This window comes from Micromonospora sp. NPDC050784 (assembly GCF_044456765.1).
Taxonomy (GTDB): Bacteria; Actinomycetota; Actinomycetes; order Mycobacteriales; family Micromonosporaceae; genus Micromonospora; species Micromonospora foliorum.
The window spans coordinates 49,394-64,398 of the sequence record NZ_JBITGG010000026.1; the positions used below are offsets into that span (position 1 = coordinate 49,394).

The 15,005-nt window shown below is 72.5% G+C and carries 13 protein-coding genes; 9 read left to right on the forward strand and 4 right to left on the reverse strand.

The window, feature by feature from the left end; all coding sequences use genetic code 11:
• Window positions 1-6: 6 nt before the first annotated feature.
• Window positions 7-531, forward strand: coding sequence for a GNAT family N-acetyltransferase (locus ACIBD9_RS28275; RefSeq protein ID WP_396722187.1), 525 nt, complete (start codon window positions 7-9; stop codon window positions 529-531).
• On the forward strand, window positions 528-1,124 hold the full coding sequence (locus tag ACIBD9_RS28280) for a GNAT family N-acetyltransferase (RefSeq protein WP_396722188.1): 597 nt from the start codon (window positions 528-530) through the stop codon (window positions 1,122-1,124). The genes ACIBD9_RS28275 and ACIBD9_RS28280 overlap by 4 nt, the downstream gene beginning before the upstream one ends.
• Here ACIBD9_RS28280 and ACIBD9_RS28285 read toward each other — a convergent pair.
• Entirely contained in the window at window positions 1,016-1,993 is a 978-nt protein-coding gene (locus ACIBD9_RS28285) for a helix-turn-helix transcriptional regulator (protein ID WP_387170183.1), read from the reverse strand. The two genes, ACIBD9_RS28280 and ACIBD9_RS28285, sit on opposite strands and share 109 nt — an antisense overlap.
• 61 nt (window positions 1,994-2,054) lie before the next feature.
• Between ACIBD9_RS28285 and ACIBD9_RS28290 the strand changes: the two genes are divergently transcribed.
• From ACIBD9_RS28290 to ACIBD9_RS28300, 3 genes are all read left to right on the forward strand, one after another.
• A complete protein-coding gene (locus tag ACIBD9_RS28290) occupies window positions 2,055-2,525 on the forward strand; it encodes a VOC family protein (RefSeq protein WP_396722190.1) in 471 nt (156 codons plus the stop codon).
• Window positions 2,526-2,582: 57 nt separating this feature from the next.
• Complete coding sequence (gene dinB / locus ACIBD9_RS28295; RefSeq protein WP_396722192.1) at window positions 2,583-3,770, forward strand: DNA polymerase IV; 1,188 nt, start codon at window positions 2,583-2,585, stop codon at window positions 3,768-3,770.
• Between the two features lie 123 nt (window positions 3,771-3,893).
• Window positions 3,894-4,259, forward strand: coding sequence for a hypothetical protein (locus tag ACIBD9_RS28300; RefSeq protein ID WP_396722194.1), 366 nt, complete (start codon window positions 3,894-3,896; stop codon window positions 4,257-4,259).
• Window positions 4,260-4,326: 67 nt separating this feature from the next.
• Here ACIBD9_RS28300 and ACIBD9_RS28305 read toward each other — a convergent pair whose 3' ends face one another.
• Window positions 4,327-5,787 carry a nitrilase-related carbon-nitrogen hydrolase gene (locus tag ACIBD9_RS28305; protein ID WP_396722196.1) on the reverse strand — a complete coding sequence of 487 codons (1,461 nt, stop codon included), beginning with the start codon at window positions 5,785-5,787 and terminating at the stop codon, window positions 4,327-4,329.
• 109 nt (window positions 5,788-5,896) lie between these two features.
• Here ACIBD9_RS28305 and ACIBD9_RS28310 point away from each other — a divergent pair, with 109 nt between their 5' ends.
• The gene (locus ACIBD9_RS28310; RefSeq protein WP_396722198.1) at window positions 5,897-7,015 is read left to right on the forward strand and encodes a sensor histidine kinase; all 1,119 of its coding nucleotides are present in this window, start codon (window positions 5,897-5,899) and stop codon (window positions 7,013-7,015) included.
• Window positions 7,015-7,668: a response regulator transcription factor gene (locus tag ACIBD9_RS28315; RefSeq protein WP_238669590.1), complete on the forward strand. Its 654-nt coding sequence runs from the start codon at window positions 7,015-7,017 to the stop codon at window positions 7,666-7,668. The genes ACIBD9_RS28310 and ACIBD9_RS28315 overlap by 1 nt, the downstream gene beginning before the upstream one ends.
• A 54-nt stretch (window positions 7,669-7,722) precedes the next feature.
• Here the strand turns inward: ACIBD9_RS28315 and htpG are convergent, their stop codons facing one another.
• Entirely contained in the window at window positions 7,723-9,651 is a 1,929-nt protein-coding gene (htpG, locus tag ACIBD9_RS28320) for a molecular chaperone HtpG (RefSeq protein ID WP_396722200.1), read from the reverse strand.
• Between the two features lie 149 nt (window positions 9,652-9,800).
• Here htpG and ACIBD9_RS28325 point away from each other — a divergent pair, with 149 nt between their 5' ends.
• The gene (locus tag ACIBD9_RS28325) at window positions 9,801-10,499 is read left to right on the forward strand and encodes an SDR family oxidoreductase (protein WP_396722202.1); all 699 of its coding nucleotides are present in this window, start codon (window positions 9,801-9,803) and stop codon (window positions 10,497-10,499) included.
• A gap of 60 nt (window positions 10,500-10,559) precedes the next feature.
• Here the strand turns inward: ACIBD9_RS28325 and ACIBD9_RS28330 are convergent, their stop codons facing one another.
• On the reverse strand, window positions 10,560-12,014 hold the full coding sequence (locus ACIBD9_RS28330) for a M28 family peptidase (RefSeq protein ID WP_396722204.1): 1,455 nt from the start codon (window positions 12,012-12,014) through the stop codon (window positions 10,560-10,562).
• 202 nt (window positions 12,015-12,216) lie between these two features.
• On the opposite strand from ACIBD9_RS28330, the gene ACIBD9_RS28335 reads away from it, so the two are divergent.
• Complete coding sequence (locus ACIBD9_RS28335; protein ID WP_396722206.1) at window positions 12,217-14,994, forward strand: ATP-binding protein; 2,778 nt, start codon at window positions 12,217-12,219, stop codon at window positions 14,992-14,994.
• The last annotated feature ends 11 nt before the right edge of the window (window positions 14,995-15,005 follow it).

Below are 15,005 nucleotides of genomic sequence, written 5' to 3' on the forward strand. Positions count from 1 at the left end.
GGCGCGGTGCTGATCAGACGCGAGACATCCGCCGACGTCGACGCCATTCGGGCGGTGCACTCCGCCGCCTTCGCCAAGGCCGACGGCGGCGATGGCGTACCGGTCGAGGCGACGCTTGTCGACGCGCTGCGCGCCGACGAGGGCTGGCTGCCCGCGTACTCCCTGGTGGCGGCCGATTCGGACGGCCAGGTGGTCGGGCACGTGGTGGCCACCCGCGGCCTGGTGGGCGGTGCGCCGGTGGCGTTGGGTCTGGGGCCGCTGGGCGTGCTGCCCGGCTGGCAGCGGCGCGGAGTTGGCAGCGCGTTGATGCACGCCGTGCTCGGTGCAGCCGACGCGCGGGACGAGCCGCTGGTGGTGTTGCTCGGGCACCCCGACTACTACCCGCGCTTCGGGTTCCGGCCCGCCGTCGATCTGGGCGTGACTCCGCCTCAGCCGTGGGGGCCGCAGTACTTCATGGCTCGGCCGCTGCACGCGTGGCGCGAGTCGATCCGGGGCGAGTTCCGCTACGCCAGCCCGTTCGACGACCTGTGATCCCACCGCGCATTCGCCGGCGGCGCGCCACCGATCTCGACGGATGTGTCGCGGCGCTCGCCGAAGTCCACCGGGTCGACCGGTACCCGCTGAACTGGCCGGCCGACCCGCACCGCTGGCTGCGCGAGCCGCACCCGGCGCGAGCCTGGGTTGCCGTCGACGCTGACGCTGCCGTCGTGGGGCACATCGCCGTGCATCGGGTGCCCGACGCGGTGGACGGGCCGCCCGGCCGGCCGACGGCCGAGGTGGCACGTCTCTTCGTGGTGCCGAAGGCCCGTGGGTTGGCGTTGGGCAGCGCCTTGCTGGACCGGGCCCGCCAGTGGGCGGACAAACGCGCAACGGACCTGGTGCTGGAGTTGGCCGCCGGTGGCGCCGCGGCCGCCGCGCTGTACGAGCGTGCAGGCTGGCGGTGTGTCGGCACCAGCACGGCACCGTGGACCGCTCCCGACGGCAGCCCGGTGTCCCTGCGCCACTACACGCTGCGTCACCGCGCGCCGGGCTCCGACGTCGCACCGGCCAGCACCGCGAGACGACGGGCGAGCCGGCCCGCGGCCTCGCGCAGCTCGGGAGGCTCCAGCACCTCCAGCTCGTGATCCAGTCGGGCGAGGTGCGCGGCGAGCCAGTCCAGGTTGTCGCCGCCGATGACCAGCACGGACCACCCGTCGCGGTCGTCCTCGACCCGCCCCACCTGGGGCGGGACCACCTCGCGCACCCGGTCGGCCGGGGCGTGCACCCGCACCCGGGCGACGTACCGGTACGGTGCCCCGGTCACGGCCCGCTGCACGAAGGCGACCGGATCCGGGTGCTCGCGTGCCGGGAAACGCCAAGTCGTCGCCACCGCTGCCCGCATCCGGTCCAGCCGGAACGTCCGCCAGTCGTCGCGGTCGACGTCCCAGGCCATCAGATACCAGCGGCGGCCGGTCGTGACCATCCGGATCGGCTCGACCGTCCGTTCCCGCTCCCCGGCGTCCCGGCCGGGATAGTGGAACCGAACGCGCACCCCGTCCCGACAGGCCCGGGCCAGTGTCACCAGCAACTCCGCGTCGATCTCGGCGACCGGGCCGATGAGGGTGTCGGTGGCGCCGTGCACCGCCCGTACCTCGGCGCGTAGCCGCGACGGCATCACCTGGTCGAGCTTCGCGAGCGCCCGCAGCGCGGCCTCGCCCGCCCCGGCGACCGTGCCCCCGGACGCGAGCCGCAGCGACACCGCCGTGGCGATCGCCTCCTCGTCGTCGAGGAGCAACGGCGGCAGCCGGGTGCCCGCGCCGAGTTGGTAGCCGCCGCCGACGCCCGACACCGCGTGCACCGGATAGCCGAGCGCGCGCAGGCGCTGCACGTCGCGGCGCACGCACCGGCCGGTGACCCCCAACTCGGCGGCGAGCTCGGCGGCCGTCCAGGACAGTCGTCGTTGCAGCAGCGCCAGCAGGCGCAGCACCCGCTCGGTCGTCGCCTCGACGGTCACCAGTCGATCGTTGCACGGATAGCGGAACAACCCTGTCCGCTATCCGCGAGAGGCTGGGATCATGACCGACCAGACCAGGAAACAGGGATCCGCCGTTATCCGCGACGTCCAGATCACGTTCGACTGCGCCGACCCGGCCGGGTTGGCCACGTTCTGGGCCGAGGCGCTCGGCTACCAGGTGCAGGCCCCACCCGGCAACTTCGAGTCCTGGGACCAGGCGCTGGAGGCGATGGGCGTACCGCCCGAGAAGCGCAACGACGCGTCGGCGGTGGTCGACCCCGAGGGCGCGCGGCCACGGCTGTTCTTCCAGCGGGTGCCCGAGCACAAGCAGGTGAAGAATCGCGTCCACCTCGACGTCCGCGCGGCCCCCGGGCTGGAGGGTGACGAGCGGATGGCGGCCCTGGAGGCGGAGGCCGAACGGCTCGCCTCGCATGGCGCCGAGCGGCTCAGTCGACACGAGCCCACTCCCCCGTTGGGCGCCGGTCACCTCGTCATGGCCGACCCCGAGGGCAACGAGTTCTGCCTCGACTGATCGGGCGTTCGCCCAGCTCACTGCCGTGCCGGCCGGGCGTCATGCGAACATGTGTACGTGTCGCCCGGCGCCAGCATCCTGCACGCCGACCTGGACGCGTTCTACGCGTCGGTCGAGCAGCGCGACGACCCGCGCCTGCGTGGGCGGCCGGTGATCGTCGGTGGCGGCGTGGTGCTGGCGGCCAGCTACGAGGCGAAGGCGCGGGGCGTCCGCAGCGCGATGGGCGGCCAGCAGGCGCGTCGGCTCTGTCCGGACGCGATCGTCGTGCCGCCCCGCATGTCGGCGTACACGGCGGCGAGCCGCGCGGTCTTCGAGATCTTCCGGCAGACCACACCGCTGGTCGAGGGGCTCTCCATCGACGAGGCGTTCCTCGACGTGGGTGGCCTGCGGCGGCTGGTCGGGCCACCGGCCGAGATCGCCGAACAGCTGCGCCGGGAGGTCCGCGACCGGGTCCACCTGCCGATCACCGTGGGGGTGGCCCGCACCAAGTTCCTGGCCAAGGTGGCCAGCGGGGTGGCGAAACCGGACGGCCTGCTGGTGGTCGCACCGGACGCCGAGCTGGCGTTCCTGCACCCGCTGCCGGTGGAACGGCTCTGGGGCGTCGGCCCGGTGACGGCCGCCAAACTGCGGGAACGCCGGATCCGCACCGTCGGGGAGGTGGCCCGCCTCGGCGAGGCGGCGCTGGTGTCGCTGCTCGGCGCGGGCCCCGGCCGGCACCTGCACGCGCTGGCGCACAATCGCGACCCCCGGGCGGTGCAGGTGGGGCGGCGGCGCGGTTCGATGGGCGCGCAACACGCGCTGAGTCGTACCCCGCACGCCTCGACGGAGTTGGACGCCATCCTCGCCGGCCTGGTCGACCGGGTCAGCCGGCGGATGCGGACGGCCGGGCGGTCCGGCCGCACGGTGGTGCTGCGGTTGCGCTTCGGCGACTACACCCGGGCGACCCGCTCGCACACGGTGGGTAAAGCCACGGCGGACACGGCGTCGTTGCTCGCCGCCGCGCGTACGCTGCTGCGCGCCGCGCTGCCCGAGATCGATCGCCGCGGTGTCACCCTGATCGGTGTGTCGGTGGGCAACCTCGATGACAACCCGGTGCAGCCGGAGCTGCCGTTCCAGCCGGACGCCGGGTCCGAACTGGACGCTGCTGTCGATGCGGTACGCGACCGGTTCGGATCGGCGGCGCTCACCCGGGCAGTGTTGCTCGGCCGGGAGCCGGGCGTGGAGATGCCGCTCCTGCCGGATTGACCGATACGCGTGCGGCGTCCGCTGTCGAGTTGCGACCAGAGACACATCACAGCAGGTCGGCGGTTTAGTCGGCGGCTGACGGGTGACCCTTGGGGGGTACAGCCTGACGAGGGGGGCCCAACGATGTCCGACGACACCAGCAACCGACCGAGCCGCACCGCCGAACGCCCGCACGACGTGACCGACCCGCTGCTCTGGCAGTTGGCGGTCGACGTGCTCAGCGCACACGAGCCGGACGACGAGGGCCGGTGCCGCAACCTCCAGTGCGCCGGGCAGTCCTGGCCGTGCACGGCCCGCACCGGCGCCGAGCACTCCCTGCGACTGGCCCGCAGCGCCCCCACCTCGGTGGAGCTGACCATCGACGAGACCGACAGCGACGACGTCGACACGGACGGACGCCGCGACGCCGCGGTACCGGCCCCCCGCTGGGGCTGGAACGCCGGCCCGGCGGCGTCGCACCGAGGGTCCAAGGCCGCCTCCGCGGCGTGACGGGCCACCAACACCTGAGCTGATCCGCGCCACAGGCGAACGCTCGGCCGGTTATCCGGCCGAGCGTTCAGCTGTCGTGGCGGAGCCAGGCCACGATGCGGCGCAGTAGCTCCTGGTGCCCCGGCGACTCGTACGACCGGGCGTCGTGGCCGACACTGGAACCGCTGGTAGCCGGCCACCACCGCGCCCCACCCACGGCCAGGACCAACAGGGCCACGGACAACAGCGCAAACCAGTCTCCGGTACGCGAATAGACAGTGCCCCACCCCGACGTCGGAGTGGCGAGCAGCAGCTCCGCGTCACCGGCGGTGGCCTCGCCCACCATCCTGCCGCCGGCGTCGGTGACCGTCAGCCGGCCGAACGCCGCGGCCCGGACCACGACGAGCCCGTTCTCCACGCCCCGGACCAGGGCCATCCGACCGTGCAGCCAGCCATCGGAGGTGAAGTCCAGGCCGGGAACGAGCAGCACCGAGGCGCCCTGCGCCCGATACCGCCGAACCAGGCCGGGATAGTCGAGGTCCTTGCAGATCGCCACGCCGAATCGCCCGTCCACGAGCACCTCGCCGTCGCCCGGCGTCAGCCAGTCCTCCAGGCCCGGGATGAGGTGCTGTTTCTCGTACGTCGCCACGGTCCCACCCGGTTCGAGCACCAGCGCGACATTGCTCGCCCCGTCGGCCCGTTGCCGCACCACGCCGACAATGACCTGAGCCTCGGTCCGCCGGAGCGCGGCCACGAGCACGGGCATCGTCGTGTCCGACACGGCGAACACCTTCTCCGGCAGGACGACGATCCGTGCCCCACGGGCGACCAGGCCCTCGACCCGCGCGGCGTAGCGGGCGAGCAGGTCACGGCCGGTCGGCTCGTCGATCGGGAGCCCGTCCTCGGGCTGCCGCAGGGCCACCAGGCCGACGGTCAGCGGCTCGGCCGGGTCGGAGGAACGGCTCAGTGACCAGGCCGACCACCCGCCGGCGCCGAGCAGGAGGACGAGCAGGCAGGTGAGGGCGGGGCGTGGACTTCGGCGCAGGGCGGCGAGGGCGATGGGGACGGCGAGCAGCAGGTAGGTGACGCCCCAGACGCCGGTGAGCGAGGTCAGCTGGACCACCGGGCGGACGTCGGCCTGGGTGTAGGCGAGGCTCCACCAGGCGCCGTGCGGCAGCAGGCGGGACGCCGCGTACTCCCCCAGCACCCAGAGCGACGGCACGGCGAGGACGGCGAGGACGGTTCGTCCGCGTAGCAGCAGTACCCGGGCGAGCAGGATCGTGCCGGTCGCCAGACCGACGCCGAGCAGGACCACGCCGACGACCACGGGGACCGGTAGTCGCAGGGTGCCGAGGTAGTAACCGAGCACGCCGACCTGACCGATCGACCAGGCGAGGGCTGTCGCGCAGAGCGCTGTCCGCGGGCGTACCCGCGTCGAGGCGAGGACCAGCGGGAGCGGGGCGAGCCAGGTCAGCGCGGGGACCGGGTGCAGCCCGGTGCCACCGAGCCAGAGCAGGCCACTCAGGAGCGTGGCGAGGATCGTCATCATGTGTCGAGCGTGCGGCGCGGGCGGCCGGGACGGATCGCCGTGCGGGCCGGGACCGATCTGGTCCCGTGGAGGGAGGCGTCAGCGTGCCGGGTCGGACGATACTGCCGAGGTGAAGCGGTACGTCAATCTCGCCGTCACCGTGGCCGCCGTCGCCGCGACCGTGCTGCCCGCCCTGGCCGATGGGCCACGCGCGTGGTGGGTGCTGCCGCTCGCGGTCGCGTCGTCGGTGCCGGTGTTGTGGCGGGACCGGGCGTTGCTCCGGGTCGCCCTGGTCGTGGGTGTCGCCACGACTGTCTCCGCTTCGCTCGGCGCGCCCCCACTGCTGCCGGTCGGGCCGCTGGTCTGCCTCTACACGTTCGCGGCGCGGGCCTCCCTGCCGATTCGCCTGCTCGGCGTCGCGCTCACCGCCGCCGGCCTGCTGGTCTCGCTGCTCTATCCCCGTCCGGACGTGGAGGTGCTGCGTTACCTGTCGGTCGCCTACCTCTTCGCGTACGCGCTGGGCACCGGCACCCGGGCCCGCCGGACCCAGGCCGCGGCCCTCGCCGAACGCGATCGTCGCATCGCCGGTGAACGTGCGGCGGCGGTGCTGCGCGAACGCACCCGGATCGCCCGCGACCTGCACGACATCCTCACCCACGCGGTCGGCGTCATGATCGTCCAGGCGGAGGCTGGTCCGCTGCTGGTCCGGCACCAGCCGGATCGCGCCGATGCCACGTTCGCCACGATCGCCGCCACCGGCAGGGACGCGGTCGTCCAGCTCCGCCGCGCGGTCGGCAGCCTGTACGAACCCGCCGACCAACCACTCGACCAGCCGGGTCTGGACCACCTTCCCGTCCTCGTCGAGCGGGTCCGCGCCGCCGGCCTCGATGCCGTGCTCACCGTCTCGCCCATCGGAGGTGCCGTCGAGCCGCCGCTCGCACCGCCCCCGGACGTCGGGGTGGCCGCCTACCGGATCGTGCAGGAGTCCCTGACCAACGTGGTGCGGCATGCCGGGGCACGATCGGTTCGCGTCCGACTGGACCAGACGGCGAACTCGCTGACCGTGTCGGTCAGCGATGACGGTCGCGGCTACCGGCCGTCCGACGCCGGCCTGCCCGGCTACGGGATCGTCGGCATGCGCGAGCGCGCCCACGCCTGCGGCGGCACCCTGCACACGGGCCCGGCCTCCGACGGTCACGGCTTCACGGTGACCGCTACCCTGCCGCTGTCGGCGCCGGCGGTGGTCTGATGCTGCGGGTCGTGCTGGCCGATGACCAGGATCTGTTCCGGGCGGGGTTCGCCACCATCCTCGGCGCCGAGCCGGACATCGAGGTGGTCGCCGAGGCCCCCGACGGCGCAGCCGCCGTGCGGGCCGCCCGCGAACACCGTCCCGACGTCGTCCTGATGGACATGCGGATGCCCGTCCTGGACGGTGTCGCCGCGACCCGCCAGGTCTGCGCGCTCACCCCGAGCCGGGTCCTCGCCCTGACCATGTTCGACACCGACGACTACCTGTACGCGGCCCTGCGGGCCGGGGCCAGCGGCTTCCTGCTCAAGGACGCTCCCCGAGCCGACCTGGTGAACGCGGTCCGCGTGGTGGCCGCCGGGGACGCGCTGCTCGCTCCCGCCGTCACCGCCCGGGTGATCGGCGAACTGCACCGGCGCGGCCATCCGGACCCCGCCCGGGCCGCCGCGGTGACCGCTCTGACCGCCCGTGAGACGGACGTGCTGCGCCTGATCGCGGCCGGTCTGTCCAACGCCGAGATCGCCGCCCACCACCACCTCAGCGAGCACACGGTGAAGACTCATGTCGGCAACCTGCTCACCAAACTGCACCTGCGCGACCGTGCCCAGGCGGTGATGATCGCGTACGAGTCGGGTCTGGTGATCCCCGGCCGGTGACGGGACCGGCCGGCGGGCCCGCTGCTCGGGCGGGCCGCCGGCCGGGGGGTACGCCTACAGGGTGCGCGCCAGCCGGTCGGCGAGCGTCCGGGTGAAGCGGGCCGGGTCGGTCAGTTCACCGCCCTCGGCGAGCACCGCCAGGCCGTAGAGCAGCTCGGCGGTCTCGGTCAGGGCGGCGGTGTCGCTGCCCTGCTCGTGGGCCTTGCGCAGCCCGGACACCAGCGGGTGACCGGGGTTGATCTCGAGGATCCGCTTGGTGGTGGGGATCTCGTGCCCCATCGCCCGGTACATCTTCTCCAGGGTCGGGGTGAGGTCGTGGGCGTCGCCGACGACGCAGGCCGGTGAGGTGGTCAGCCGCGACGACAGGCGGACCTCGCGGACGCTGTCGGCGAGGGTGGTCCCCAGCCAGTCCAGCAGCCCGGCGAACTCCTGTCGCTGCTGCTCGCGCTCGGCCTCGGCCTGCTGCTTCTCCTCGTCGGTGTCCAGGTCGATCTCGCCCTTGGCGATCGAGCGCAGCGGTCGACCGTCGTACTCGCCGACCCGCTCGACCCACACCTCGTCGACCTGGTCGGTGAGGAGCAGCACCTCGTGACCCTTGGCCCGGAACGCCTCCAGGTGCGGGGAGTTCTCGATGGCGGCCCGGGACTCGCCGGTGGCGTACCAGATGTCGCTCTGGCCGTCCTTCATCCGCGACACGTAGCCGGCCAGGTCGGTGGGCTCGGTCGGGTCGTTGGTGGAGGCCACCGACAGGATGCCCAGCAGGGTGTCCCGGTTGTCGGTGTCGTCGATCAGTCCTTCCTTGACCACCGCGCCGAACTCGGTCCAGAAGGTGCGGTAGCGCTCGGCGTGGTTGGCCTTGAGGTCCTTGACCGTGGCGAGGACCTTCTTGACCAGGCGGCGGCGGACGATCTGGATCTGCCGGTCCTGCTGGAGGATCTCCCGGGAGATGTTCAGCGACAGGTCGTGCGCGTCGACCACACCCTTGACGAAGCGCAGGTAGGTCGGGACCAGCGCCTCGCAGTCGTCCATGATGAAGACGCGCTTGACGTAGAGCTGGACGCCACGGCGGCCCTGCGGGGAGAACAGGTCCAGGGGGGCGTGGCTGGGCAGGAACAGCAGCGCCTCGTACTCGAAGGTGCCCTCGCCCTTCATGTGCACGACCTCGAGCGGGTCGGCCCAGTCGTGGCTGACGTGCTTGTAGAACTCGTTGTACTCGGCGGCGTCCACCTCGTCGCGGGGCCGCGCCCAGAGCGCCTTCATCGAGTTGAGGGTCTGCACCTCGCGGGTGGCGGCCTCGCCGTCGGCGCCGGGACGCTCGACGCTCATCCGGATCGGCCAGGCGATGAAGTCGGAGTACCGCTTGACGATCTCGCGGACGGTCCACTCGGCGGTGTAGTCGTGCAGGTTGTCCTCGGTGTCGGCCGGCTTGAGGTGCAGGGTCACCGTGGTGCCCTGCGGCGCCTCGTCGACCGCCTCGATCGAGTACGTGCCCTCGCCGGTGGACTCCCAGCGGGTGCCGCCGGTCTCGCCGGCCTTGCGGGTCAGCAGGGTGACCCGGTCGGCGACCATGAACGCGGCGTAGAAGCCGACGCCGAACTGGCCGATCAGGTCCTGCTTGGCGTGGGCGTCGGCGGACTCGCGCAGCTGGCGCAGCAGCTCGGCGGTGCCCGACTTGGCGATCGTGCCGATCAGTTGGACGACCTCGTCGCGGGTCATCCCGATGCCGTTGTCCCGCACGGTGAGGGTGCGGGCGTCCCGGTCGATCTCCAGGGCGACGTGCAGGTCGTCGGTGTCGGCGACGAGGTCCTTGTCGACGAGGGTGGCCAGCCGGAGCTTGTCCAGTGCGTCGGACGCGTTCGAGATGAGTTCCCGCAGGAAGACGTCCTTGTTCGAATAGATCGAGTGGACCACCAACTGGAGGAGCTGCCGCGCCTCGGCCTGGAATTCCAACGTTTCGGCCTGGTTGCTCACACCGTCTCCCATCTCGGCTCGTACGGAGGTTCGCGGAAAGGATACGAGTCGTCACCGGTCCGGCTGTGGCCGCGTCCGGGTCGTATTCCCGATCCGGCCGGTCGCCCCGGTGACATAGCTGACTTTGCTCAGCAGAAGCCAGGTCGGATAGCGTGGCGGCCATGAAGATCGCTGGAAGCACCGCCCTCGTCACCGGCGCCAACCGTGGCCTCGGCCGGCACCTGGCCGCCGAACTCCTCGCCCGGGGCGCCACCGTCTACGCCGGCGCCCGCAACCCCGACAGCGTCGACCTGCCCGGGGTCACGCCGGTCCGCCTCGACATCACCGACCCCGCCTCGGTGGCCGCCGCCGCCGAGCTGGCCGGCGGCGTGAACCTGCTGATCAACAACGCCGGCATCGACACCCGGACCGACCTCCTCGACGGCGACCTGGACCTCGTCCGGCTGGAGCTGGAGACCCACTACATCGGCACCCTGTCGACCATCCGGGCGTTCGCGCCGGTCATCGCCGCCAACGGCGGCGGAACGATCCTCAACGTGCTCTCCGTGCTGTCCTGGTTCGGGTCCCCGACCCACGCGGCCTACAGCGCCGCCAAGTCGGCCGAGTGGGCGATGACGAACGTCCTGCGCGTCCAGCTCGCCGAGCGGGGCGTCCGGGTCGCCGGCCTGCACGTCGGCTACCTGGACACCGACATGGCCGCCGATATCACCGGCCCGAAGTCCGACCCGGCGGCGGTCGCCCGGATCGGCGTGGACGGCATCGAGGCCGACGCGTACGAGATCCTCGCTGACGACCTCAGCCGCCAGGTGCAGGCCGGGCTGGCCGGCGGCGTCGCCGCGCTCTACCCACAGCTCCCCTGACCCACGACGCGACGGGCCGCCACCGGGAGAACCGGTGGCGGCCCTTTTCCGGGTACGCGGTCAGCTCGCCTGCAACGTCACGTCGTCGATCACGAAGGTGGTCTGCAACGACGAGTCCTCGGTGCCGGTGAACCGCAGCGTCACCGTCTGCCCGGCGAACCCGGCCACGTTGAGGCTGCGCTGCACGTAGCCGGTCGCGGCGTTGAGATTCGAGTACGTCGCCAGGGTGGTCGATCCCAGCTGCACGGTGAGCCGGTCGTACGCCGTGGAGCTGGTGGTCTCGGCGGTGTCGATGTGCAGCCAGAACGACAGTGTGTACGTGGCGCACCCGGCCGGCAGGGTCACCGACTGCGACAGACTCTCGGTGCGGGTGCTGCCGTACCCGTTGAGCCAGGCCTTGTACGACCCGGTCCGGGCGGGCTGGCCGCTGGCATTGGTGATCACGCCGGAGGACGCGGTCCACGGCGTGCTGCCGCTCTCGAAGCCACCGTTTCCGACCACCTGACCGCCGGTGCAGCTCGGGGTCCCGCCGCTCACGGCGAGCTGCCACAGCGCGTACGCGACACCGTCGGCCGCCCGGTTCAGCACGGTGGCGCTGACGTTGGCGGTGGTGTCACAGGACCGGTGATAGCAGGGGTCGTACGCGGAGTTGGCGGTGCCGCCCCACTTGGCCGCCTGGGAGCTGGTCTTGCGGGCGCTGGCGCCGGCGGCGTAACCCGAGGTGGGGATGCCGGCCTGCTGGAAGTAGTAGTCGTCGGAGCGGCCCTGGCCCTCGACGTTCTCCTCCGGCTGCAGGCCCAACGAGTCCCAGTACGCCTTCAGCGGCGCCGCCGTGGTCGAGGTGACCCGGTTGATGAAGTAGCCGCCGTTGATCGAGCCGACCATGTCGAAGTTGTAGTAACCCTTGATGTAGCCGCGCTGGGTGGCGCTGAGCGAGTTGACGTAGAACCGGGAGCCGTTGAGCCCCTGCTCCTCGTCGGTCCACCAGGCGAACCGCACCCGCTTGGTCATGGTCGGGTTCTGCGCGGCCAGGACCAGCGCGTTCTCCAGCAGGGTCGACGAACCGGTGGCGTTGTCGTTGATGCCCGGCCCGGCCGAGACGCCGTCCAGGTGCGCGCCGAACATGACCACCTGGTCGGCCGGGCCGCCGGGCCACTCGGCGATGAGGTTGTTCGAGGGGTACGTGCAGCTGGAGCAGTACTGCTCGCTGACGGTGTAGCCGGCCGACTGGAGCCTGGTCTTGACGTAGTTGAGCGAGGCGGTGTAGCCGGCCGAGCCGGCCCGTCGGTTGCCACCGTTGCTGGTGGCGATGGCGTTGAACTGGGTCAGGTGCGCCTGGACGTTGGTGACGGAGATGTCCGGTGCGGCCAACGCGGCGGCGGCCGCGGCGATCGGCCGGGTCACCGCCGTCGTCGCGGTCGAAGGTGACGCGGTCGCCGGCTGGGCGGCCAGCGTCACCGTCATCCCGGCGAACACGGCGAGCGCGATTCCCGCGCTCAGCGTTCTGCCTCTCATGGGGGCTCCTCGGGGTTGGAGAGATACCCGAGACACTTACAGATATCTATTTCTGGAGCATCGGTCGTTCGTCCCGAACCGCCGCCGGTTCGACGATGGGTACCGGCGTCGGCACAGGTGAGTAGAGGTGTCAGGATGGGTAGGTAACGCGGCAGGGGTCGTCGGGCCCGGAACGGGGGCTTGCGATGGGGTCGGATCGAGCGTGACGCGACCCGACAATGAGCTGTTTCTCGGCGGCGGCGACACCGGGCGGTTGATGGCGGAACTCGACTGGGCCCGCACCCCGCTCGGCCGGGTCGACGGATGGCCACAGAGCCTGCGCGCCGCCGTTCGCATGGTGCTCTCCTCCCGGTACCCCATGCTGCTGCTCTGGGGTGAGAGCTACTCCCAGCTCTACAACGACGCGTACTCCGCCCTGATCGGCGACAAGCACCCCGCCGCGCTCGGCGACGACGTGCGGGTGACCCTGGCCGAGGGCTGGGACGTGCTCGCCCCGCTGATCGAGGAGGCCATGGCGACCGGGGTGGCCAGCTGGGTCCCCGCGCTGCAACTGCTGCTGGAGCGGGCCGGCTACCGCGAGGAGGCGTACTTCAGCGTCTCGCACGCCCCGGCCCGAGACGACGACGGCCGCACCGTCGGCGTGCTGACCGTGTGCAGCGAGGTCACCCAGCAGGTGGTCGGCGAACGCCGGCTCCGTCTGCTGCGCGACCTGTCCGTGCTCGGCGACGGGCGCACCGTCGACGTGGACGCCACCAGCGCTCGGCTGATCGACGTCATCGACGGCCATCCCCTGGACGTACCGTTCGCCGCCATCTACCTGCGCGACGGCACGGCGCTGCGTCGGGTCGCCTGCACCGGCGGCGACAACGGGCACGCCGGGGCCCTGCCGGACGCCGTCGAGCTGACCAACCCGGGCCCGCCCGCGTTCGCCTGGGGGCTGGCGGACGCCGCCGAGGGCCGGGCGACCCAGGTGACCGACGTCGCCGACCGGCTGCCGCTGCCCGCCGGCCCGTGGGACGACCCGGTCCACACCGCGCTGGCGCTGCCGCTGCCCTCGGGCGACGAGGACCAACCACTCGGCGTCCTGCTCGCGGGGGTCAGCCCCAGCCGAGGGCTCGACGAGGCGTACCGCTCCTTCAACCAGCTCCTCGCCCAGCAGATCTCCGTGGCGGTGCGCAACGCCCAGGAGTACGAGGAGGAGCGGCGCCGGGTCGAGGCGATGGCGGAACTGGACCGGGTCAAGACCGACTTCTTCGCCAACGTCAGCCACGAGTTCCGTACCCCGTTGACCCTCATCCTCGGCCCGCTGACCGACGCCCTCACCGACGCCACCGCGCCGCTGGCGGCGGTGCAGCGGGAGCGGGTGGAGACCGGCTGGCGTAACGCCACCCGACTGTTGACGCTTGTCAACAGCCTGCTCACCTTCTCCAGCCTGGAGGCCGGGCGGGCGCGCAGCGACGCCCGGGTGGTCGATCTCGCCGCGCTGACCGCCGAGCTCGCCGGGGTGTTCCGGGCCGCCGTCGAGCGGGCCGGGCTGACCCTCGAGGTCAGCTGCCCACCGCTGCCCCGGCCGGTCGCCGTCGACCCGGTCAACTGGGAACGCATCGTCACGAACCTGCTCTCCAACGCGCTGAAGTACACGTTCATCGGCCGCATCCGGGTCACCCTCGACGCCGACGACGAGGAGGTGCGCCTCACCGTCGCGGACACCGGCATCGGCATCGCGGAACGGGACCTGCCGAAACTCTTCGAACGCTTCCACCGGGTGCGGGGCGCCCGCTCGCGCAGTCACGAGGGCACCGGCATCGGCCTGGCCCTGGTGCACGAGTTGGCGCGGCTGGAGGGCGGCGAGGTGCGAGTGACCAGCCAAGTGGGCGTGGGCAGCAGGTTCACCGTGACGCTGCCCTGGTCGGCGGCGTACCGCACCGCCGTCACCGGGCCGGCGGCGGACGTGCGGGGTGACGCGGCCCGCGCCGCCGTCGAGGAGGCGATGGGCTGGCTCACCGAACCGGGCGACGCGGTGACCGAGCCCGATCCGGCGTCCCGGCCGACGACGGACGAGCTGGTTGGTGCCCGGATCCTGCTCGCCGACGACAACGCCGACATGCGGGCGTACCTCACCCGGCTGCTCGTCGGGCAGGGCTGGCGGGTGCGGGCCGTCACCGACGGTCGGCAGGCCCTCGACGAGATCCACCGCGATCCACCGGACCTGGTCCTGACCGACGTGATGATGCCGGTGTTGGACGGTTTCGACCTGGTGCGCCGACTGCGCGCGGACCCGGCGACCCGGGCGTTGCCGGTGCTGGTGCTCTCCGCCCGTGCCGGCGGGGAGGCCAGCGTGGAGGGCCTGAGCCTGGGCGCCGACGACTACCTGGTGAAACCGTTCGCCGCGGCCGAGTTGATCGCCCGGATCCGGGCCAGCATCCGCCGAGCCCGCGACCGTACCCCCGGGGCGGCCATCGGCGGCGACGCGGCGACGGTCGCTGCCGCGGCGCCGTCGGCGCGATCCGCCCCGGTCAGCCCCGTTCCGCCGCTCCCGGCGGTCGAACCCGTCCGCGACGCGTCCGTGCTCCTGGAGGCGCCAACCGACCCGGACGGCCTGGGCGACCTCCTGGACGTCGGATGGACGTACCCGTCCGCACCCACCTCCGCCGCGGCGATGCGTCGGGACGTCCGGGGCGCGCTGGGCGAGCGGGACGTCGACCCGGACGTGCTGGAAGATCTCCTACTCGCCGCCTCCGAGGCCGTCAACAACGCCGTCGAGCACGCGCAGCGGCCCAGCCGTCCGGAGGTGCGGGTGCGGGTCCAGGTGGGTGGCGACCTGATCCGGATCTCGGTGCGCGACTTCGGCACCTGGCGGAACCGCCGGCCGGCGATGGACCGGGGACGCGGCGCGCTGCTGATGAACGCCTACGGCGACGTGCGGCTGGTCTCCACCGCCGAGGGGACGACGGTGACCATCGAGCGTCGACTGACCTGAGCGCCGGCAGG